This is a genomic window from Streptomyces sp. NPDC047017 (assembly GCF_040644175.1).
GTDB lineage: Bacteria > Actinomycetota > Actinomycetes > Streptomycetales > Streptomycetaceae > Streptomyces.
Genome location: NZ_JBEYVW010000002.1, coordinates 245,400 through 266,645, shown reverse-complemented (window position 1 = coordinate 266,645; position 21,246 = coordinate 245,400). Strand labels below are relative to the sequence as shown.

Here is a 21,246-nt window from a genome sequence, read left to right as displayed (position 1 = left end):
GCATGGCGCGGGGGAAGGATCAGCCGGATCCTCCGTTCACGCCTTGACCGATGCGACGAAGGAGTTCCAGGCGGTGGCCGGGAAGCCGAGTGCCGGGCCCTCGGTGACCTTGGAGTCGCGGACCGCCATGGCCGCGGCCACCGGTGACTTCACCTCGACACATGCGCCGTTCCCGGTGGAGTACGAGGACTTGGTCCACGAGGGGGTGGCGCCCTGACGAATTGCCATTTCTGCTCCGGATTGCCAGTGAGGGGTTGAGTGCTGACACCGCACGACGCGTTCGGCAGGAACCCACAGCGCGGTTTGCGCCAACGGTGTTGCTCGATGGCGTGATCGACGCTACTCGCTGGGCCCGGTACGCGACGGGACCGTTCACTCGACCGGATGGCATATTCCAACGGGTCTTCCGTACCCGGTGGTTGACCGTGTACGGTGCCCGCCTCTCAGCTGGTGTGCTCCTTGGCGATGGTCGCGATGAACTGCCGCGACTGCTCCACGTTCAGGGCCTGCGCCCGCAGGTGCTCGTACATCACGCTGTACTTCTGCACGTCGTTGGCCTTCTCCAGGTACAGGTCGCTGGTGACGCCCTCGATGTAGACGACACTGGAGTCGGCCGCGTCCGGGAACTCCAGGATCGCGTACTGCCCGTTCAGGCCCGGGTGCGCGCCCATCTCGAAGGGGATCACCTGCACGGTCACGTGCGGCAGCCGCGACTGCTCGATCAGATGCTCCAACTGCTCCCGCATCAACGGTCCGGTGCCCACCGCCCGGCGCAGCGCGGCCTCGTCGAGGACCGTCCACAGGCGCAGCGGGTTCTCCGCGGCGGAGATTCGTTCCTGCCTCCGCATCCGCACCTTGACCCGCTTCTCGATGTCCGCGGGCGCCGTCTCCGGCAGCGCCCCGGCGATCAGCGCCTCCGCGTACTGCCGGGTCTGCAACAGCCCCGGCACCACCTGCGGGTCGTACACCCGCAGACTCGCCGCGTCCGTCTCCAGGCCGATGTACACGCTGTACGGGATGTCACCGAACGAGTGCCACCAGCCCTGCTGGCGCGAGTCCTTGGCCATCTGCATCAGCGAGTCGACGACCCGGTGGTCCTCCACCTCGTAGACCCCGCACAGATCACGGACGTCACGCTGGCTGATGCTGCGCCGGCCGTTCTCCAGGCGGCTGATCTTCGACTGCGACACCAGCAGCCGCTCCGCCACCTCCTCGGCCGTCATGCCCTTGAGCTCACGGAGCCTGCGCAGCTCCTGGCCCAGCCGGCGCCGCCTGACGGTGGGATTGACATTGGACGCCACGGGACGCGCACCTCCGGCTGCATGCCTCTACTTTGCGTATCTGCTGCTGAGCAGACTGCCACCAAGGTGCTTCATACCGCTGGGAAACGCCGGATATGCGCCCGTCGCATGCCAGTTGGGCCCGATCAGGCACCGAGCGGGGCGACGGGACCGTATGATCGCGTCTCCCCGCCCGGGCCCGCGGCTCCCGAACGGTTCCGGGGACGTGCGGTGACGTGCGGCGTTCAGTGGGCCACGGCGCGCACCATCGAGTCGGCGCCGCGCTGCGACTGCATCGGCACCCCGTGGGACGGTTCCGCCGCGTGCCGGGACCCGGCGGACGCCTGGCGTCCGGTCACGGCCGGACCGCGCCGCGGCTGGGCCGCCACACCGTTCTGGACGTCCATCACGGCGTGCGCGACCAGACCGCCCATCGGGTCGTGCCGGATCAGGTCCCGCAGCCGGGACCGCGAGGAGCGGCCCTCGTTGCCCGGGTACAGGTGCTTGCCGAGGCCGACCGCGTGCGCCAGCGCGGCGAGCGCCGCGGTCCGCGGGTCCGGCGGCACCCCGGTGCGGATCGCCGAGTCCAGCCGGGCCCTGATCTCCCGGCTGATGGCGTTGTCCGTCGCCTGGTAGCGCGTCGTCGGCAGCACCCCGCACATCTGGCCGGCCACGGCGTGCACCATGCCGCACCGCTCCAGATGCGAGAGATAGGTCTGGCGGAGCCCGAGACGGGGCCCGCCGATCCAGTGGACGGCCCGCACCGGAGCGCCGCGCCTTCGCAGCAACTCCAGCGCGCAGTCCAGCGTCGGATCTCCTGTCGGCCGTGGCACCACCACGGCGATACGATCCCCGTCCGGGGCTATCCGTCCGGCCAGCGCCAGCTCCACTAGCTGCGCTCCGGCCAGACCCAGGTCGAGCGACTGCGGCTGCGCAGTGGTACCCGTGGCCGGGTCCAGTGCCAGCAGCAGAAGCTCTTCCGGAAGTGTTCTGCGGCTCCTGCCCATCCATGCCTCCCCGCGTGGATGAATGACAGGGTGACCCCTCTCACATTGGTCTGTCGAGGGTGCGTGACCGGTTCGTAGTGGAACCAGTAGGTATGTCGTTCTCGTCTTCCACGTGGGTTTGGTCCGCACACAGGACACTGGTACATGGTTCGGACATCGGTACGACCGAGGGGTGCAACCGGTGGTACGACCGGGTGGTACGAGCTGTCGTGCGGGTGGCGGTTCAGGGTTCGGTAGCGGCACGCGGGGCGTGCGGCACATGGAGGAGGCATCGGTGGCGGGCGAGTCCCCCGACAGGTCGAAGCAGCGCGAGTCGTCGGCAGAACCGACGTCGGGGAGCGCGGGTCCGGTTCCCGAGGCCAGGGGCGAGGTCCGCGATCCGCGCCTCGCGCCGGGCGGGGAGTCGGGCGCGTCTGGTAAGTCCGGTAACTCCGGTAAGTCTGAGTCGGGTGCGTCGTCCGGGGGGCGTGGCGGGGTGGACACCGCTACGCGGGTGTTCTCGGTACGGGACGTGACGACGGAGGCGGAGGCGGAGGCCGCTGAGGGCGCCGACTCGGACGCGGGCACCGCGGGGGAGCCCGAGGGGGCCGGAACGGCGGACGACGACTCGGGCGCGGCCGCGAAGGGCGCGAGGGGCGCGTCCGACGGCGAGAAGTCCGAGGAGGGGAAGTCGTCCGGGGCGGAGGACGGCAAGGAGCCCGAGGGTGCGAGCGGGAAGGCCGCCGCCGGGGGTGACAAGCCCGAGGCCGGCAAGCCCGAGGCCGGCAAGCCCGCGGCCGCGAGCAAGAAGCCCGGAGCCGGCAGCGAGGAGCCCCAGGCCGACGAGCCCGCGGCCGCGAGCGAGAAGCCCGCCGCCGAGGAGCCCGAGGCCGCGAGCGAGAAGCCCGCCCCCGAGAAGCCCGAGAAGCCCGAGAAGCCCGAGAAGCCCGAGCCCGGTAGCGAGAAGCCCGCCGCCGGTACCCCCGTCGATCAGCCCACCGCCGTCTTCAAGGCGCCCCGGCCCGCCGTCGACCAGCCCACCACCATGCTGAAGCTGGGCGGCGACGCGAAGAGCGGGACGGAGTCCGGTGGCGGCGACGCCGAGAAGGGCGACGGAAAGCCGGGTCCCCGGGCCGCCGAGTCCGAGGCCGAGCGCACCAGCAAGTTCGTCGCGCTCAAGGCCCTCGACGCCCCGGAGACCCGTAAGCCGAAGCCGGAGCAGACCGCCCCGAAGCCGGAGCAGACCGCCCCGAAGCCGGAGCAGACCGCCCCGAAGCCGGAGCAGACCGCCCCGAAGCCGGAGCAGACCGCCCCGAAGGCGGCGGACCCCACCCAGGCGCTGCCGCAGGCGAAGCCGGAGGCCCCGGCCACCCCGGGCGGCCCCGCCGCGCGGGGCGGCACCGAGCGGACCACGCAGCAGCCGCTGCCGCCCAAGCCCCCGCTGGACCTGCTGGCCGAGCTGACGAACACGCCGCCGCCCCCGCAGACCCCGCTGCGCACCACCGTGCGCCGGGTGAAGATCTGGACCCCGCTGGTCCTGCTCCTGCTGATCGTCTTCGCGGTCGTACAGGCCATGCGCCCACTGCCCGCCCCCACCCTCGCGCTCACCGCCAAGGACAGCTTCACCTTCGACGGGAACAAGCTGACCCTGCCCTGGCCGGGCGAGGGACAGGGCTGGATGGACGTCGACGGCATCGGCACCATGGACCACTTCGGCGAGCAGAAGCCGGTGGCCATCGGGTCGGTCGCCAAGACCATGACCGCCTACATCATCCTCCGGGACCACCCGCTGAAGGTGGGCCAGGAGGGCCAGAAGATCACCATCGACGCGACGGCGGAGAAGGAGGGCGGCTACGACAAGAGCGGTGACGAGTCCACCCTCAACACCGTCAAGGCCGGCCAGACCCTCACCGAGAAGCAGGCGCTGTCGGCTGTCATGATCCCGTCCGCGAACAACATCGCGCGGCTGCTCGCGCGCTGGGACGCGGGCTCCGAGGCGGCGTTCGTCAAGAAGATGAACGACACCGCCAAGGCACTGGGGATGAGCAACACGACGTACACCGACCCCTCGGGCCTGACGGCGTCCACCGTGTCCACCGCCGAGGACCAGGTGAAGCTGGGCGACGCGGTCGTGCGCATCCCGGCCCTGGTGGCCATCACCAGCGCGGCCAGCTGGACGGACCCCTCCGGCAAGAACTGGTCGAACTACAACGAGCTGCCGTACCGGATGGGCGCGATCGGCATCAAGACCGGCAGCACCACCGCGGCCGGCGGCAACCTGCTCTTCGCCGCCCGCAAGGAGGTCGGCGGCCAGACGGTCACCGTCGTCGGCGCGGTCCTCGGCCAGCGCAAGCCGACGATCCTCAAGACCGTCAACGACGTCAGCAAGACCGCGCTGCAGGCCGCCAAGGACGGGCTGACCTCCGCGAAGATCTTGAAGAAGGGCGATGTCGTCGGGTATGTGGACGACCGGCTCGGCGGCCACACCCCGGTCGTCGTCACCCAGGACGTCACCGCGGTCGGCTGGGCCGGTTCGCAGGTGAAGCTGTCCTTCGCCGCCGACCGGGTGCCGCACTCCGCGAAGGCCGGCGCCAAGGTGGGCACGCTCACCGTGGGCGACGGCCGGGGCGGCGCGGTCCGGGTCCCGGTCGCCCTGCAGAAGGACCTCGCCGAGCCGGGCTTCACGGACAAGCTGACCCGCGTGAGCTGACCCGCGTCAGCTGATCGGTCACAGCCGGTGACCTCGGTGATCTCGCACACCCCGTCGGGGAGCCCCACCCGGGCGCTCCCCGGCGGGGTGCGTGCTAGCGTCACGAATCGGGCGCGTCACCGGTCGCGGGACGAGGCCGCGAACAGAGGACGGGACACGGGGAGTGCCTTCAGGTGGCCACTGCGGAGCCGACACGCGCCGACGACGCCGATCCGGGCCCGGAAGCGGACCCGCGAATAGGCACGCCGACGAAGGCTGAACCGTCCCCCGCGGACCCTGCGCCCCCCGCGGCCGCCACCCCTGACGAGGCGCCCCGCGCCCGTGCCCGCGCCCACGCCGCCGTCATGGCGCTGCGCGAACGGATGCTGAAGCACCCCGTCCTCTCGGTCACCGCCCTGGCCGGGGTCCTGCACATCGTCTGGTTCTTCACGTTCGCCAACAGCGGCGGCGACCTCGCCGCGCAGGACGCGTGGGCCGAGTTCGTCGGCCGGCACCCCGACTCCGCGTACAACCTCGCCTGGTACGGCGGCATGCACGCGGTCTCGTACAGCATGGTGTCGCCGTACCTGATGTCCCTGCTCGGCGTCCGCACCACGATGATGATCGCGGGCACGGTCTCCGCGGGCCTGCTCACCCTGGTCCTGCTGCGCAGCCGGGTGGTGAAGAACCCGCTGTGGGCGTCGCTGGCCGGTGTTTTCGGGCTGCTGTGCAACGCGGTGTCGGGCCGGGTGACGTTCGGCCTGGGCACGATGTTCGCGCTGGGCGCGGTCGCCGCCGTCTTCTGCTGGCCGCACCGCTGGCGCCACAGACGCTGGGCGAAGGCCCTGGTCGCCGCCCCGCTGGCCGCGCTCGCCACCATGGGATCGCCGGTCGCGGGCCTGTTCGTGGGCCTGGTCGCGGTCGCGCTGTTCCTGCAGAAGCGCCGCCCCGGCGCCTGGGCGCTCGGGCTGGCGCCGGTCGCGGTGGTCGCCGTCTCGGCGCTGCTGTTCCCCTTCTCCGGCACCCAGCCGATGGGCTTCGGCTCGGCGTCCCTGCCCCTGGTGTACGCGGTGCTGGCCGCCGTCCTCGTGCCCAAGCGGTGGACGACGGTCCGGATCACCTCCTGGGTGTACGCCCTGTCGGTGGTCGGGGTCTGGGTGGTCAGCTCCCAGATCGGTTCCAACATCACCCGGCTGGCGATGCTGTTCGCCGGGGTGGTGCTGGTGGCGGCGCTGCCCTTCACGGTCCCGCGCTCGCGCAAGTGGTACACGACCGTGCTGGCGCTGACCGGCTTCGTCGTGTGGATCGGGGTCAAGTCGGTGGACGACATAGTGCACACCGCGCCCGCCGCGTCCTGGTCGCGCGAGCTGGCGCCGCTGGTCCACCAGTTGCAGAAGGCCGGCGCGGCCAAGGGCCGGGTCGAGGTGGTCCCGGCCAGCTCGCACCGCGAGGCGTCCGCGCTGGCCCCCTACGTCAACCTGGCCCGCGGCTGGAACCGCCAGGCCGACATGGAACGCAACCCGCTCTTCTACGACGACACGCTCGACTCGGCCAACTACCACGAGTGGCTCCAGCGCTGGGCCGTCCACTACGTGGTGCTGCCCAAGGGCGAGCCGGACGGGGACGGCGGGCAGCGCGAGCGGGCGCTGGTGCAGCGCGGGATGCCGTACCTGAGCCAGATCTGGGGCGACGCCAACTGGCAGCTGTTCAAGGTCACCGACCCCGCCCCGCTGGCCGAGCCCGACACGGTCGTCGACAGCGCCGAGCAGGGCGAGATGACCTTCGAGGTGCGCAAGCCCGGCCGCGTCCTCATCCGCGTCCCGTACTCGCCCTGGCTGAGCCTCGTCGACGACCACGGCAAGAAGCTCAAGGCGCCGCAGGAGACCGACGCGTCCAAGCACCGCGCCGAGGGCACGCCGAAGACGTACGACAACGTCAACGGCTGCCTGATGCAGACCGAGCAGGACGCCCTGGGCGTCCAGTGGACGCTGCTGCTCGCCCCGAAGGCGGGCACCTACCGGCTGGCGGCCCCGTACAAGCCCCTGCCCCGGGGCACGCCCTGCCCGGACGAGATCAAGAAGGACGTCCAGGTACCGGGGAAGTGAGGGGGCGGCGGGGCCTGGGGGAGGTCGGCGAGACGGGCTCGGCAGGGGTGGGCGAACCAGACCCGGACGAGTCAGCGGACCGGGCGGCTCGGACGGGTCAGCGGACCGGGAAGGCCACGTCGCAGACCGGGTCCTGCGGGCCGGCCGTGTCCCAGTCGGTGAAGTAGACCTCGCGGCTCGGCCCGGCCTGCTCAAGTCCCCGCGCGGCGATCCACTGCCCCACCGCCTCGAACGCGGCCAGGATCTGCGGGAAGGCCACCTGCGCCTTGGTGATCCGGGTGTACGCCAGCCGGTGCGCCGGCACCACGCGTACGCCCGTCTCCCAGGACCGGCCCCGGGCCGCCGCCCACGCCCGGGCGGCCGCCTCGTCCGCGACCGGCAGGCAGGACTCGACGGGCCCGTCGCTCTCCATGGACACCTCGGCGTGGTAGACGACGTACGGCGCGCCGGTGGCCCCGCCGCACTCCCGCGCGGCGGCCGCCAGCCGGTCCAGCGACGCCCCGATCCAGGCGGGCAGCTCGTCCGCCAGGGTGTGCCGGGTCTCGGTGATCACCACCTGCCCGGGCACGTCGGCCGTCTCGACCGTGAACTTCCCGTACATATCGGAACCCTTTCCCGACAGCCGTCCACGGAGGTATTCGGCGAGGGTGCGCTGCCCGGCCACCCGGGTCTCGACGTCCGCCCAGTACGCGGCGAGCCGGTCCGCGGCCCGCTCGCCGTCCGCCTCGGCCGCCGCGACCACCTCGGCCACCCGGGCCAGCGGCATGTCCAGCTGGCGCAGCAGCGCCACCAGCCGGGCCCGCTCGGTCTGGGAGCCGCGGTAGTAGCGGTAGCCGCTGGCCTCGTCGACCCGGTCCGGGGCGAGCAGGCCGAGGCGGTCGTACAGCCGCAGCGCCTTGGCCGACAGCCGGGCCCGCGCGGCGAACGCGCCGATGGTGAGCAGCTCCTCGCGCTCCACGTCCACGCCCTCATCCTCCGTCACCGGGCGGTCCGTCGCGCCCGGTGACAGCAACGCTCACCCTTGCCCCAGGGGCAAGGTCAACGGCCGGCCGGATGTCAGCCGAGCTGGGCCTCGACGGCCGCGACCAGCTCGTCCGCGTCCGGCTCGGTCTGCGGGGAGAACCGGGCGACGACCTCGCCGTCCCGCCCGATCAGGAACTTCTCGAAGTTCCAGCGGATGTCGCCGCGGTGCCCCCCGGCGTCGGCGAAGCCGGTCAGCCGGTCGTAGAGCGGGTGCCGGCCCTCCCCGTTGACCTCGGTCTTCTCGGTCATCGGGAAGGTGACGCCGTACGTCGCCGAGCAGAACGCGGCGATCTCCTCGGAGCTGCCCGGCTCCTGGCCCATGAACTGGTTGCAGGGCACCCCGAGCACGGTGAAGCCCTGCCCGGCGAACCGCTCGTGCAGCTTCTCCAGTCCGGCGTACTGGGGGGTGAGCCCGCACTTGGACGCCACGTTCACGACGAGCACGGCCTGTCCCGCGTACTGCCGCAGATCCGCGGAACCGCCCTGGAGGGCACCGATCTCCACGGCGAGCGGGGAGTCCTGGGGGAGTGTGGTGTTGCTGTCTGCAGTGGTCATGAACGGATGCTAGGGCCTGGGACGGCGTTACGGGCCGCCAGGGGCCGGTGATGGCCTGTCCTCGCCCCCGTCCAGGCTTTGCCCCTGCCCCTGCCCCGGCCTTGCCGTCGTCCTCGCCTTCCCTCCTGCTCCCGCCCCGGGACCGCCCCCGCCCCCGCCGCGACGAGCACCTGTCCCGTCCCCGCCTTGATGAGTACCTGCCTCGACGAGCACCTGCCCCGCCGCCGTCCGCGCGTACAGCACCGACCTCCCGGCCCGGCCGCGCGTCACCAGCCCGGCGTCCAGCAGCACCCTCAGATGGCGGCCCACGGACCCCAGCCCCTGCCCGGTCACCGCGGTCAGCTGGGTGGTGCTGAGCGGGGAGTCGAGCAGCACCAGCACCTGGGCGCGGGCCCGCCCCAGCAGCGCCCCCAGCCCCGCGGGCACCGCCGCCCGACGCGCCGCCGCGTCAGCGAGGGCGCCCGCGCACGGGTAGACGACGGCGTACCGGGACCCGGGCTCGTCCCACGACACCCAGCCGCTCTGCGGGGTCACCGGCACGAACATGAGCTGGGCCCCGGAGATCTCGCGCGGCGGATACGCGTGCGCGTTGACCTGGAGCCGGCTGCCGCCGAGCCAGCGCGTGCCCGGGCGCAGCCCGTCCAGCGCGGCGGCCCAGCCGCCCTGGCTCACCTGCGCGGTCCGCGCGAGGACATCGGCCTCCAGGACGCGCCGCCTGCGCTCCCAGGAGGGCGCCACGGCCTCCCGCCACACGTACTCCAGCAGCCGGGCCGCGCGGTCGGGCAGGTCGTCGCGGTGCAGCGCGGCCGGTACCGGACCGGCCAGCGAGAGCGCGAGATGCGCGCGCGCCGCGGCCGGGTCGGCCGCGCGCACCCGCGCCACCTCCCGCGCGAAGGACTCCCCGCCCCGGGGCGTGGGCGTGAGGAAGTCGGCGAGCCACTCCCGGCCCAGCCCGGCCCGCACCAGCAGCGCGGTGACGGGATCGGCCGCCAGCCGCGCACGGTAGGCGGGCAGCCGCTCGCGCAGCCAGGACTGCTCACCGGGGTGCCCGCCCGGATACCCGTTCGCGCCCTTGTGCAGCAGGATCAGGCTCGCGAAGGTCTCGGCGAGCGGCGACAGCACGAACCGGCTCCCGGCGAGCGTGTCCGCGTTGACCTGCCACCACCCCATGCCCACCACCACCCCATGCCCTCGCCCCAGCCCCTCGCCCCGGTCCCTCGCCCCAGCCCCTCGCCCCGGTCCCTCGCCCCGGTCCCTCGGTCCGGCGCAGGAAGATCCCGCCGCGCCCCCGACGTTCCGGACCCGACCTTTCGCCCCCGCGCGAAACAATAACGACCCCCGCCCGCCCCGCCCGAGACTCCGGCGCATGCGCAGTTACCGAGACCTGTTCCGTACCCCGGAGTTCACCCCGCTCTTCCTCTCCGCCGCCGCCCAGAACGCCGCCGGGACGATGAGCGGCCTGGCCCTCGGCACGCTCGTGTATCGGGCGACGGGCTCCCCGCTGCTGTCCGCGGTGAGCATGTTCGGCCCGTCGCTCGCCCAGGTGCTGGGCGCGACCCTGTTCCTCTCGGCCGCCGACCGGCTGCCGCCGCGCCGGGCGCTGACCGGCGTCTCGCTGGCCTTCGCCGCCGGCACGGCCCTGCTCGCGCTGCCCGGCCTGCCGCTCGGCGCCCTCTTCGCGGTCGTCCTCGTCCAGGGCCTGATCGCCTCGCTCGGCGGCGGCGTCCGCTGGGGCCTGCTGAACGAGATCCTGGCGGCGGACGGCCGGGACGGCTATCTGCTGGGACGCTCGGTGTTCAACATGATGAGCGGCCTGATGCAGATCACCGGGTACGCGACGGGCGGGGCGCTGCTCGCCCTGGTCTCCCCGGGCCCGGCGCTGCTGCTGTCGGCCGCGCTGTACGCGGCGGCCGCCGCCTGCGCCCGGCTGGGCCTGACCCGCCGCCCGCCCCGCGCCACCGGCCGCCCCTCGGTCGCGGTGACCTGGCGTACCAACGCCCGCCTGTGGTCCGACCGCCCGCGCCGCCTGACCTACCTCGGCCTGTGGCTCCCCAACGGCCTGATGGTGGGCTGCGAATCGCTGTACGTGCCGTACGCCCCCGCCGCCGCGGGCACCCTGTTCGCCTGCGCGGCCCTGGGCATGCTGGCCGGCGACCTGACCGTGGGCCGCCTGCTGCCGCCCGCCGTACGCCGCCGGGCGGCCACCCCGCTGCTGCTCCTGCTGGCGGTCCCGTACCTGCTCTTCGCCCTGCACCCGCCCGTACCGGTGGCCGCCTGCCTGGTGGCGTTCGCCTCCGTCGGTTTCGGCGCGAGCCTGGTCCAGCAGGAGCGGCTGATGACGCTGACCCCCGACGAACTCGGCGGCCACGCCCTGGGACTGCACTCGGCCGGCATGCTCACCTTCCAGGGCGTGAGCGCGTCGCTGGCCGGCGCCCTGGCCCAGGCCACCTCGCCCGCCACCGCGATGACGGCCACGGCGGCGGCGTCCGCGGCGGTGACACTGGCCCTTTCGGCGGCCGGACGCAGGCCGGTACCACGGCCGGCCCACCCGGCCCGTCCCGCCGCCGAGTGACCCCGTCGTCCCCGGCCGGGCAACCCCGCCCCCGCGCACCGCATTTGCCATGGGCAAGCTGATATACCGACATGGTCGTGGGTGGGTAGAGTCGGAGGACCGCGGGCGGTTGTAGGGGCAACCATCGGTGCCTGCCGTCGCCGGTGTCCTGGGGAGGGCCTACAGCGCATGAGTCGTCGCTCTACAGGTCTGGTCGGCGTCTGGGCCGAGGTGCAGCGCCAGCAGCAGCGCCGGCGGGAGACCGAGGCCAGGCAGCACCGGGAGCAGGCGCGGCAGGCGCAGGCCCACCAGCGGCGGGTCGCGCAGGACCACCGCCAGTACCGGCAGGCGCTGGCCAGACGGCGTACCGAGGAACTGGAGGAGCGCGTCGCCGCCCTCCAGGGCCTGCTGGCGGCCGGCTGCCGGGCCCCCGCCTTCCGCGCCGCCGCGCTGCTGCGCGCCGAGCAGGTGCCGCCCTTCTCCCCTGGCCCCCTCGCCCAGCCCGTGCCCATGCCGCAGCGCCAGCGCTACCGGGCGCAGGGCGGCGGGACCGCGGCGAGGCGCGCCCAGGCGGAGACGGAGGCCCGCGCCCGGTTCGAACGGGACTGGCACGCGGCGCAGGCCGCCGAGTCCCAGCGGCAGCACCGACTGACCGCCTACCAGCGGGAGTACGAGCGCCAGACGCAGGCCGGGCTGGCGGAGGTGCGCCGGCACAACGCGGGCGTCGCCGAGGTGACCGCGGGGGTCAGGCGCCAGGACCCGGACGCGGTGGTCGAGTACTTCTCCGCCGCCCTCTACGCCTCCACCTCCTGGCCGGAGGGCTTCCCCCGGCAGGTCGCGGCGGCCTACGACCCGGCCGCGCGCCAGCTCGTACTGGACTGGGAACTGCCCGGCTACGACATCGTCCCGGGCACCAGGTCGGTCCGGTACGTCGTCGCCTCGGAAGAGGAGAGGGAGACCCCGCGCCCCGCGACCCAGTGCCGGGCGCTGTACCGCGAGGTCGCCGCCCAGTGCGTGCTGCTGGTGCTGCACGAACTCTTCGCGGCGGACGAGTACGCGGCCCTGGAGTCGGTCGCGCTGAACGGCTTCGTGGACGCCCACGACCCGGCCACGGGCCGCCAGGGGCACATCTGCCTGGCGACGGTCATGGCCCAGCGCGCCACCTTCGCCGGCCTGCACCTGTCCCAGGTCGACCCGGTCAGCTGCCTGACGGACGCGCTCAAGGGCCGCCTCACGGCCCGGCCCGACCAGCTGACCGCGGTACGGCCCGGCCGCCGGCCCGAGGAGATAGGCAACCGGATCGTCACCCACGGCGGCGAGGCCGACGACGAGCCCGACCTTTACGCCATGGACCCGATCGCCTTCGAGGAACTGGTCGCCGAACTCTTCCGCGCCATGGGCATGCAGGCCGTGACCACGCAGCGCTCGAACGACGGCGGCGTGGACGTCGACGCGCTGGACCCGGCCCCGATCCGCGGCGGCAAGATCGTCGTCCAGGTGAAGCGCTACCGCAACACCGTGCCGCCCACGGCCGTACGCGACCTGTACGGCACGGTCCAGGACGTCGGCGCCAACAAGGGCGTCCTGGTGACGACCTCGAAGTTCGGCCCCGGCTCGCACGCCTTCGTTGACGGCAAGCCCCTGGAACTCGTCTCCGGCAGCGAACTGGTCGACCTCCTGCACCGCCACGGCCTGCGCGGCAGACTGGGCGACAGGGGCCGCCCGGCCGACACTCCGCCCCCGCCCCCGCCTCCGCCTCCGGCCCACAACATCCTGGGCATGTCCTGGTCCGGCACCGTGGCCCTGGACGTGTGCGCCCTGGTCTGCCACGGCAACCGTGTCCTGGACGACGACCACTTCGTCTTCTACAACAACCCCGCCACCCCGGACGGCTCCGTCGCGGAGATCGCGCCCACCACCCCGGACAAGGCCGCCCTCCGCGTCTCCTTCGACACCCTCCCGCCCACCTCCGACCGCCTGGTCTTGGTCGCCGCCACCGACCCGGAGACCGACCCGCACGCCGACCTCTCCGGCTTCACCGACGCCTGCGTCCGCCTCCTCGACCCCACCCGCACCGAACTGGGCCGCCTCGACGTCTCCGACGGCCGCCCCGGCGAAACAGCCCTGGTCCTCGGCTCCTTCCGCCGCCGCGCCACCGGCGACTGGGACTTCGTCCTGGGCGGCAAGGGCTACCCGGGCGGCCTGGCGGAACTGGTACGGGACTTCGGGATCGAGGTCGACTGACGGCGGCACCACGCCGGAAAGACGCACGGCCTGACGGCGGCCTACGCTCACAAGTGCTGTTTGGCCGCCGTTACGAGGCCACTGACGGCATCGCGGGTCCGCACCCGCGCCTCGTCCAACTCCTCCCGGCTGTCTGCCTTGACCAGCCCGGCGACTCCGGCGAGCACGCGCTCCGCCCCAGCCGCGCGTCGTCCGTCAGCAGCTGTACACGGAAGAGCGCCTCCTGGGCACTCCCAGATCAGCATCACCATGGACGTCTGCGCCTACGTCGTCCAGGACACCCAGCGGGAAGCCCTGAGCCACACGGATCGGCTGCTCAGGAGGCGCCGACGCCAGTAACCGATGCAGATGTCCAAGAGGAAGCCCCCGGCCCTTTCATGCCAGGGGCTTCCTCTCATGCTGGTCGAGGCTCAGACGCACGGCCTCGTAGCGCGACAGCCGTGGCTGGACGATCAGCGAACGGGCCAGTTCCCCAGACCTAGTGCCACAGCCGATGCGCTGCTGATGAGCGTCAGCAATCCGTACGGGATGCGCTCCACAGTCACACGGACGCCACCGCAGCGGAGATCGAAGATGGGCCTCGTTGGGGTAGTTGCATCAGCGCTCCGATCCCGCCCATGGGTTGTCGTCACTTGGTGCTTGTCTACGCGGCTGGCCACGAGAACTCCCTCTTCATGGAAACGCATGATGTAGCACCTCACCCATGTGGGTGGTGGTGCTCTTCTGGTCACGCCGACCTTGAGGGAGGAACTACTTAGCCGCGCAAGTCGGTTCACGGATCAGCGCTACTGGTTCCAGCCGGGAGATGAGGCCAGCCCGTGGAGTCATGTCAGCCTGACCTGCGGATATGTGCCTCCTCCTAGTTGGGAGAGAGGAGTCGATTGGCAAGCAGTCGTGCGAGTGTGATCACTGGTTCTGAACGGACAACCCTGCTTGCTCCCCAGTGACAACTATGGTTGTCGCCGTGGAGCAACAGGGATCCGTTGGTAATGATGCATCGGCAGGCGACGCCGCCGGGCTGCGTAATCCAGCCTGGCGTGAACCTGACGACCTTGAAATCGCTGAGCTGTGTGACCAGATGCGATCCGCAGCCAAGGCTCTGGCGCGACGAATCTCTGCGCGGAGTCGAGAGTGTATGGGCAACGGCCACACTGCTCCGGCGGGTGACTCAATACGCCGACTGGCAGCTTGCTCACCTGCGTGTGCTGCGGTACATGCAAGAAGCTGTTCAGGAGATTGCAGCGGACACGGCGCAGACTGCTGGAGGAATGGGGGCTAGCTACAGCCAAGTTGGATTCGCCTGGGGAATCTCCCGGCAGGCTGCTCGGAAGAAGTGGACCCAAGCGGGCGACACGGGGGAACCTCTGCCGGAGACGCTTTCTATAGTGAGGTATGGAGGGAGCGCAGAAGTCAGCCGTGTGCCGGGGCGATCTTCGTGGACGTGGACGGGGCGCGGTTGCGATGGCACCGACGAGCAGGCAGCGCAGAGCTGTGACAGCCGCTGGACGGCCCTGGCCGCAGCTGGCGTTTTTCTGCGAGACCACTTCGTGGCGCTTGGGTGGCGTGATGACGTCGACGTGCCATCCGCCCTGGCAACCCCTGATCGCGAGACTTGCTGGTGTGCCGACATCCAGGACCGCTGCTTGCCTTGAGTGTCATGAGCGACTCGGCTTGAAGCTGGCATGGGTCCGCTAGAGCGCAGCGCGAGCCATGAGCCAGATGGATCGGCTCTTGCGGGCAGGCCAGGACGTCGGTGACCGCCCCTTTTGATGTCAGAAGTACATGGCAAAGGCCCCGGACCATGATCGGTCCGGGGCCTTTGCCATGGTGCCACCGGCAGGATTCAAACCTGCGACACCTGCTTTAGGAGTGGGATCGAATCCTTGCCGGGGGGTGCTCCACGCTGCCGCGTGATGCTGTTTCGCCTGATCAGCGCCACGCGGCGGCCTGCTCCATCCGCCTCATGACGCCTTGTGCCGGGCGGTCCGCTCACGCATCGCTCACGCACGAAGGGGTGTGACCGACGGCGTCGGCGAGCTTCAAGGCGTCGGGGGCAGAGTTCGCTTCGGGTAACGAAAGTCATTGCCCGACACGGCGCCGGAGGCCGCAGCTCCACGCACACGACGGTTCTTCCGGGCCGACCGCGAAGTCGTCCCCGTCGTGGTGGCCACGTGCGTCGATGCTGCGGCGCCGGAAATCTGGACGCCGCACTCCAAGCTCCCCGCAGGGCGCTACCAGCCGGGCAAGCTGCTGCCAACACCCCTACCAGGTCACAGGCCCCCGGGCCTTCTTCTCCGCCGACTGGCCAGCAACTCTTCCACCTCTACTCCGAGTTCAAGTTCTGGCGCAATATCGAGCCAGGACTCCACTTCGCGCGCTATTCCCCTGTCGGTGACCTTCTCTTTAAACCAAGGAAACTCAGCCAGCAGAACAATTACAGCAAGAAGAGCGGCCCCGCCTTCGAAACTGACCGCACGGTCGAATTCCTCTCCCTGCGGCAGACCTGCTTCAAGGGCCCTACGATAGCGGTCCCGTCTGACACCGGCCGCTCTCAATGCCTGCTCGCGGGTACAGGGCATCCAATGCAGTAGTCGCGCCGCCACAGCGTCGACTTGCAGGGAGGCGGGCACCTCCCGAGCCCCTTCCTCGACGGCTAGACGAGCAAACCTGATGTACTCCCGGGTGATGGCGACTGGGTCGTGCACATCCAGTTCTTGCTCCACAAAGTCGAGCAGACTCGACGCAAAGGAGAGGCGCAATTCCAGGTCAATACCCGGCTCTTCATTGACCGGATAGTAGCCGGTGAAGGCGATGTCGACCAGGGTAAGGACCCATCGCGCCTGTCGTCCCGGAGACACCGGCGGGGCAAGCCGGCGCAGGGCCTCCGGTAGCTGCTCCGCTTCCACCCTGATGAGCGAACTGTAGTCAGTGATCGGGTTGTACCGGTCGCTCGGATTGTTCAAATTACTCACCACCCGAACGGTTGGATCGCGTCTTCGGGGACGTCTATGCCCGCGTTCCGGAAAGCATTGACGCCCGATTGGAGGTATGAGGCAGGGGCGTCGAGTTCAGCCATCGGATAGTAGTGGCCGCTCTTGTCCGTGATACGGGTGACCCTCCCGTTCGTGAAGGTTACATCCCCGGCTCCCCGCACTGGACCACCCCGGAAGAGCACCGAGTGCTTGACCTTGTCGGAAGCTTCGAAGAGGATGTGCAGCTTGCCGTCCGGTCCGACGGCCCACAAGTAGTTTCCTCCGCTGGATACTGCATCGTCGAATGCCTGAGTGCCGACCTCAATGGGAGCGACTCCGGCTGCTTCTGCGTCAGCCAGCTCGCGCGCGAGCCATTCCGGGTCGTCGTACATATTCGGGAAAGTGACGTCCAAGTACGTGTGACTTGTCGAGTCGTAGTCGTCGACTGAGTCCCAGATATTCGCGGCCAGCGTCAGCGTCTCCCCGGGTACGACCGCACCTGTGTTGAACGAGCCGGGTGACACCTCGTTGTCAGACCAGGACCGTGGATCGCCGCCAGACCCCGACATCACGACATCGTCCGGTACACCCCAGACGCTGGTGTCGGCAGCCGTGCCAGCGTGTCCCGCTGCCCCTCTGGCATCACTGTGCGCCGATGCGGTCTTCCGTACCTTGGTGACGTTCTTGCGCAGCTCGGATGCGGTGGGTCGCGAGCCGCGTGTGGAAACGACCGACGCGGCACGGGTGCCGCTCGCACGGTCATGCGCGACTTCTGCGCGCCGCTGTGCCAGTGTCATCGTGTGCTGGGGTTTCACTGGACTGGGCTGCGTCTTGGCCGCGATGCCACCACCCGCTGCCGGCCCGGCGATCGCCGCGACAGGTAGCGCGGAGTTGAGGCCCACGAGGAGAGAGAGCACCACACCGGCTCTGAGCAGCCTCAATCGACGAACATTCATGACACAGCCCCCCTGGCCCGATACTTCGTGGCACCGCGACATTCAGCCGGTCATGAACATGCCGCCGAAGAAGGATTCCCGGCATGCGCACTGAGCGTCAACGCCTGACATCGCAGGTGAAGTTGATCTCGGCATTATCTGGTCAAGCATCGGCTTGATGCGGAAGGTGACGTTTCAACCCTTGCTTTTTCTGTGCTACCTGTGGCGTCGCAGGGGTTCCTTGGCTTGCCATTTGCAGGGATCACCATGAGTTGACCCTGTCGTTTCGCAAGCATGGGAATTAAGAGAGGGTATGTGACTGGACATGAGAAGCCCCGCTGTAGAGGGACTGTGCGGTAGTGCGAAAGCTGACGCGAAAGCAATGATCTGAGCCGCCGGCGACTGCTGAGGCAACAGGTTGCTGCACCGCCTCACGGCCGAAGCTGACAGTCGCTGTTCGTAGAGGCCGCCGGGCCCCTCGGCGGCACCGTCTGCAGTCCCTACTGGTCCGCCGGCGTGCAGACCTCAACGGCAGCCTGATCAACTTCCTCCCGCCCGTGAACCGGCCGAGACCAGGTTCGGCGATGGTGTCCGCGAACTCCGCGGAGATGGCCCGCCTGTCGACCCAGCAGACCCGGGCGTGATTGTTCGGCTCGCGGTTCTCGGGCTTCCTGGTCCAGTTGTGGGCGGCAAAGACAACGGTGAGGAAGCCATTGGGAGCCTCGACGCCCCAGGCGCCGTCGATCAGGTGGGCGACCTTCAGGGACTGCGGCCTCACGGTCAGGCCGGTTTCCTCGTACAGCTCGCGTACGGCGGTCTCGGTGACGGGCTCGCCGGCTTCGCTCTTGCCGGCGGGGAGGTCCCACCTGCCCTGGGCGAACTTGGAGTTCTGGCTGCGCTGGGGCAGGACGACGCGGGTGGTGGCCTTGGCGTGGACGATTACGGCGGCGAACAGCCGTGTCATGGATTCGAGGGCGGCCTTGAGGGCTTCGGGCTGGTCGTCGGTTGTCCGTTGAGCCGCTCTCAGGCCGTCCTCTCATAGGCCGTCTTCAGGTACTCCTTCACCGGGCTTACCAGCCCCTTGTAGAACGGCGTACGGGCGGCTGCCTGCAGGATCTGGACGCAAACAGTCAGTTCCGCCACGCGTGCGGCGGGGCTGTCGAGGATGTGGGCGAACGTCCGGCGGACGCGGGCGGCCGTGGCGGGGGCGTGGAGGGAGTAGAGGTAGAGCTGGGCGGCGTCGAAGGCGACCGGGGCCTGCCCCCATCCTTCCCAGTCGAGGATCGTGAGATCGGGGCCGACGAGGTTGGACCAGTGGAAATCGCCATGGGCGGTGGACCACTCGATATGACCGACATCGCATCCTGTGTATTCGGGGACGGCTCGGCGAATGTACTCCTCGCGTACGGCGATGCGTTCGGTGGCGGTTTCGGCAAGGGTGTCGAGCGCTGTCCGCAAATCGGACCACCATGTCTCGGAGAGGGCCGGATCGTTTTCGAGGACCGGTGAGCGCGAGATGACGGTGGCGTCCGTGTGCTGGTACAGCTCCGCCCGGTACGCCCAGCCAGCGTCCTGCCAGTCATGAACGTCGTGGAGGACAGGACGGGGGATCACTGGAGGAAGCAGTTCCTGGGCGATCTTCGGGCCGTCCCAGAGTTTCCCGTGCGCCTTGTCGGGCCGCTCCGCGACGACGCGGAGCCAGCCGGTGCCCTGCGCGCTGGTCACGGCGCCGGAGAGGGTCCGGCCGGCGTAGCCCCAGATGGGTTCTCCGGCGAGGTCGGTCAGCATGAGACTGGCGCATGCAAAGGCCCTGGCGGTACGCATGCGCTGGGCGGTGGCGTCGTCAGGCGCCGAGAACATCGATCACCTCGTGCAGGGTCTTGTCCGGGAGCGGAGGTAGAGCGAGGACGCGCTGGGCGGTCTCCCGGTGTTGCGCATGCCCGGATCCCAGCAGGACGTGATTCACCCCTGGGATGGACGCGGCGACGCGCAGCGTGGCCTCGGCCGGGGTGGCGCCTGGGGCAATGAGCAGGGCTAGTTCGTCCGTGACCATGGCGGAGTTCTCCGCCATGCAAGGGCGCGGAAATGAACGCGTCCGGGCCGGCTGCGGTCGCCTCAGCGAGAGGGCCGTCGCCCTCCAGAGCCTGGGCTACCGGCTTGAGCATGACCAGCGACACGGGGAGTGGGATGGCGGCCAGGTGATGATCGGAGCCTCCGCAGCGGGTGGCGATGCCGAGGAGGTCAGCAACGCTGAACGCGCCGTCGAAGCCGGTCCAGGTCGCGACACCGTAGCCTCCGATCCGTCCAGCACGCACCTCGGCTTCGAGAGCGGTGAAGGCGCTGGCGATGCCGTCATGAGGGCGGTCGGCTCGTTCGGGGTTGTGGACGAAGACGATGTCCGCCACGCGACCCAGCGCTGCTACGTTGTGGCGGCTCTGCCAGGCGACGTAGCGGTGGGTGAGGCAGTGGCCTGAAGCGGCTTCGGCTGGTGTGAGAACTCCGGCTTCCTTGGCGGCCGTAGCGATGTCCGGGGTGAAGAACCCGACCTTCGTCGACACACGCAGATCCGGGTTCCCGGCGAGCACGGCCTGGAGCTGTACCTGGGCGCGGCCTTGGTGGTAGTTGGGGGCGGTGTCGATCCAGGATGCCCCGCAGGCGACCGCGTGGACCGCCGCCTGCGGGATGTCCCGGCACCGGTACGTTCCCAGTGCGAGGTCGGGGCTCACGGCTCGCTCACCGCCGCGATGTTTGCGTTGACCAGTTCGGTGATGAGCCCGGCAACCTGTCCGACGGTGAGAGTGCTCGTTTCCGCCAGGTACCCCAGCGATGTCGAGGAGCCGTCGAGGAGTGGCGACAGTACAGCGCGTACGGACGCGGTGAACGTCCACTCTTCGCCGCCGGCGAGGAGCGCGACCTGGCCCTGATCGTTGTCGGCGAGCTGGGCTCGGGCGGTGGTGAGCCGGACGCGCAGGTCCTCTCGTGCCGGTACGGCGTCGAGGATGGGAAGTGACGGCATGGGGCGGCCCGGCTCGATGCCGTCCCTCGCGGTGAGGAAGTCTCTGATCGCGCCGTCGTGGAGGGCGTCCGTGACGTCCTTGCGGAGGAGTTCGAGGTATGCGGCCTGTTCCTGCGGCGGGGCGAAGACGGGCAGGTGCGCCCGTACGGTTTCCGAGGTCCGCAGCCGCTCCGAGAGCCAGCCCAGCAGATCCGCGCCGCTCGTGGTCTGGAGCCCGCACGTCAGGTGCAGCGATCGGCCCTCAGTGGCCGCCGCCGCGTGCCACCAGCCCCGGGGCAGGTACAGCATGTCGCCGGCGCGCAGGACGATCTCTTCGATGGGCTCGTCTGCCGGAGGATCCGGGGCCTCGGTGTCACGGTGCAGCGGGTTGGTCCGGGTCGGCCCGTACAGACGCCACCGCTTGGCTCCTTCGACTTGCACCACGATGACGTCGTGATCGTCCCAGTGGATGCCGAAGCCCTCCGTCGCCGTCCAGGAGGCGTACACGTTGATCTGGACACGGCCCCGGAAGACCCCTTCGAGGGCCTGTGCCAGGCGTTCGGCGGGCTGGTGGAGTTCATCCACCGCGTCCAGGACCAGTGAGGCACCGTCGTGGAGCTGGCCGTGCAGCCGCGAGGGCTGGATGCGCTGCCACACCACGTTCCTGCGGGTGGTGGCGGCGGTGGCGTAGCGCTGCCGGGGGATGAGTTCCCCGTCGCGGTGAAGGCGCAGGCGAGGCGGTTCAGGGCGACCCCGGCCGATGACGGTGTTGAGGTCACCCCACGTCAGGACGGAGGGGAAGTCGGCGACGCTGCGCCAGATGCGGTAGGTGCGTCCGAAGGCCCCGGTGGGGAAGTCCCCACCGAGGCGTTCGACCACCTGCGAGAAGGCGGTCACTTCTGTCGGCTCCA

Annotated in this window: 15 protein-coding genes and 3 pseudogenes; 5 read left to right on the top strand and 13 right to left on the bottom strand. The window is 70.4% G+C overall.

The genetic code is table 11. The annotated features are described in order from the left end of the window. Nucleotides 1-36: 36 nt before the first annotated feature. From ABZ858_RS04505 to ABZ858_RS04495, 3 genes are all read right to left on the bottom strand, one after another. Nucleotides 37-228 (bottom strand): DUF397 domain-containing protein, encoded by a 192-nt coding sequence (locus ABZ858_RS04505; RefSeq protein ID WP_361372520.1) that lies wholly within the window; start codon nt 226-228, stop codon nt 37-39. Nucleotides 229-443: 215 nt separating this feature from the next. Further along, nucleotides 444-1,301: a helix-turn-helix transcriptional regulator gene (locus ABZ858_RS04500; RefSeq protein WP_361372518.1), complete on the bottom strand. Its 858-nt coding sequence runs from the start codon at nt 1,299-1,301 to the stop codon at nt 444-446. Nucleotides 1,302-1,525: 224 nt separating this feature from the next. Further along, entirely contained in the window at nt 1,526-2,287 is a 762-nt protein-coding gene (locus ABZ858_RS04495; RefSeq protein ID WP_361372516.1) for a GPP34 family phosphoprotein, read from the bottom strand. Between the two features lie 259 nt (nt 2,288-2,546). On the opposite strand from ABZ858_RS04495, the gene ABZ858_RS04490 reads away from it, so the two are divergent. Both ABZ858_RS04490 and ABZ858_RS04485 read left to right on the top strand, forming a co-directional pair. Further along, a complete protein-coding gene (locus ABZ858_RS04490) occupies nt 2,547-4,976 on the top strand; it encodes a D-alanyl-D-alanine carboxypeptidase (protein ID WP_361372514.1) in 2,430 nt (809 codons plus the stop codon). Between the two features lie 173 nt (nt 4,977-5,149). After that, on the top strand, nt 5,150-7,060 hold the full coding sequence (locus ABZ858_RS04485) for an MFS transporter (RefSeq protein WP_361372512.1): 1,911 nt from the start codon (nt 5,150-5,152) through the stop codon (nt 7,058-7,060). Between the two features lie 97 nt (nt 7,061-7,157). Here the strand turns inward: ABZ858_RS04485 and ABZ858_RS04480 are convergent, their stop codons facing one another. The 3 genes from ABZ858_RS04480 to ABZ858_RS04470 form a co-directional block, all read right to left on the bottom strand. Continuing rightward, nucleotides 7,158-8,042, bottom strand: coding sequence for a MerR family transcriptional regulator (locus tag ABZ858_RS04480; RefSeq protein ID WP_361372510.1), 885 nt, complete (start codon nt 8,040-8,042; stop codon nt 7,158-7,160). Between the two features lie 74 nt (nt 8,043-8,116). Then, nucleotides 8,117-8,638: a glutathione peroxidase gene (locus tag ABZ858_RS04475; RefSeq protein ID WP_361372508.1), complete on the bottom strand. Its 522-nt coding sequence runs from the start codon at nt 8,636-8,638 to the stop codon at nt 8,117-8,119. 27 nt (nt 8,639-8,665) lie between these two features. Further along, nucleotides 8,666-9,808, bottom strand: coding sequence for an ArsR family transcriptional regulator (locus tag ABZ858_RS04470; RefSeq protein ID WP_361372506.1), 1,143 nt, complete (start codon nt 9,806-9,808; stop codon nt 8,666-8,668). Between the two features lie 196 nt (nt 9,809-10,004). On the opposite strand from ABZ858_RS04470, the gene ABZ858_RS04465 reads away from it, so the two are divergent. From ABZ858_RS04465 to ABZ858_RS04455, 3 genes and pseudogenes are all read left to right on the top strand, one after another. Beyond that, nucleotides 10,005-11,210 carry an MFS transporter gene (locus ABZ858_RS04465; protein ID WP_361372504.1) on the top strand — a complete coding sequence of 402 codons (1,206 nt, stop codon included), beginning with the start codon at nt 10,005-10,007 and terminating at the stop codon, nt 11,208-11,210. Between the two features lie 168 nt (nt 11,211-11,378). Next, nucleotides 11,379-13,433: a restriction endonuclease gene (locus tag ABZ858_RS04460; RefSeq protein WP_361372502.1), complete on the top strand. Its 2,055-nt coding sequence runs from the start codon at nt 11,379-11,381 to the stop codon at nt 13,431-13,433. A gap of 225 nt (nt 13,434-13,658) precedes the next feature. Continuing rightward, nucleotides 13,659-13,772 (top strand): annotated as a pseudogene (locus tag ABZ858_RS04455) (oxidoreductase); the annotation flags it as partial. Between the two features lie 1,931 nt (nt 13,773-15,703). Here ABZ858_RS04455 and ABZ858_RS04450 read toward each other — a convergent pair. The 7 genes and pseudogenes from ABZ858_RS04450 to ABZ858_RS04420 all read right to left on the bottom strand — a co-directional run bounded on the left by ABZ858_RS04450 (nt 15,704) and on the right by ABZ858_RS04420 (nt 21,232). Further along, a complete protein-coding gene (locus ABZ858_RS04450; protein WP_361372500.1) occupies nt 15,704-16,405 on the bottom strand; it encodes a hypothetical protein in 702 nt (233 codons plus the stop codon). Then, nucleotides 16,402-17,361 (bottom strand): hypothetical protein, encoded by a 960-nt coding sequence (locus ABZ858_RS04445; protein ID WP_361372498.1) that lies wholly within the window; start codon nt 17,359-17,361, stop codon nt 16,402-16,404. Before ABZ858_RS04445 ends, ABZ858_RS04450 begins: the two co-directional genes overlap by 4 nt. Nucleotides 17,362-17,959: 598 nt before the next feature. Next, nucleotides 17,960-18,304: pseudogene (locus ABZ858_RS04440) on the bottom strand (NUDIX domain-containing protein); the annotation flags it as partial. A 59-nt stretch (nt 18,305-18,363) separates the two neighbouring features. After that, nucleotides 18,364-19,128, bottom strand: coding sequence for a hypothetical protein (locus tag ABZ858_RS04435; RefSeq protein ID WP_361372496.1), 765 nt, complete (start codon nt 19,126-19,128; stop codon nt 18,364-18,366). Nucleotides 19,129-19,183: 55 nt separating this feature from the next. Then, entirely contained in the window at nt 19,184-19,393 is a 210-nt protein-coding gene (locus ABZ858_RS04430) for a hypothetical protein (RefSeq protein ID WP_361372992.1), read from the bottom strand. 277 nt (nt 19,394-19,670) lie between these two features. After that, nucleotides 19,671-20,066: pseudogene (locus tag ABZ858_RS04425) on the bottom strand (aldo/keto reductase); the annotation flags it as partial. Further along, the gene (locus ABZ858_RS04420) at nt 20,063-21,232 is read right to left on the bottom strand and encodes a cupin domain-containing protein (RefSeq protein ID WP_361372494.1); all 1,170 of its coding nucleotides are present in this window, start codon (nt 21,230-21,232) and stop codon (nt 20,063-20,065) included. The gene ABZ858_RS04420 and the pseudogene ABZ858_RS04425, both read right to left, overlap by 4 nt. Nucleotides 21,233-21,246 lie beyond the last annotated feature (14 nt).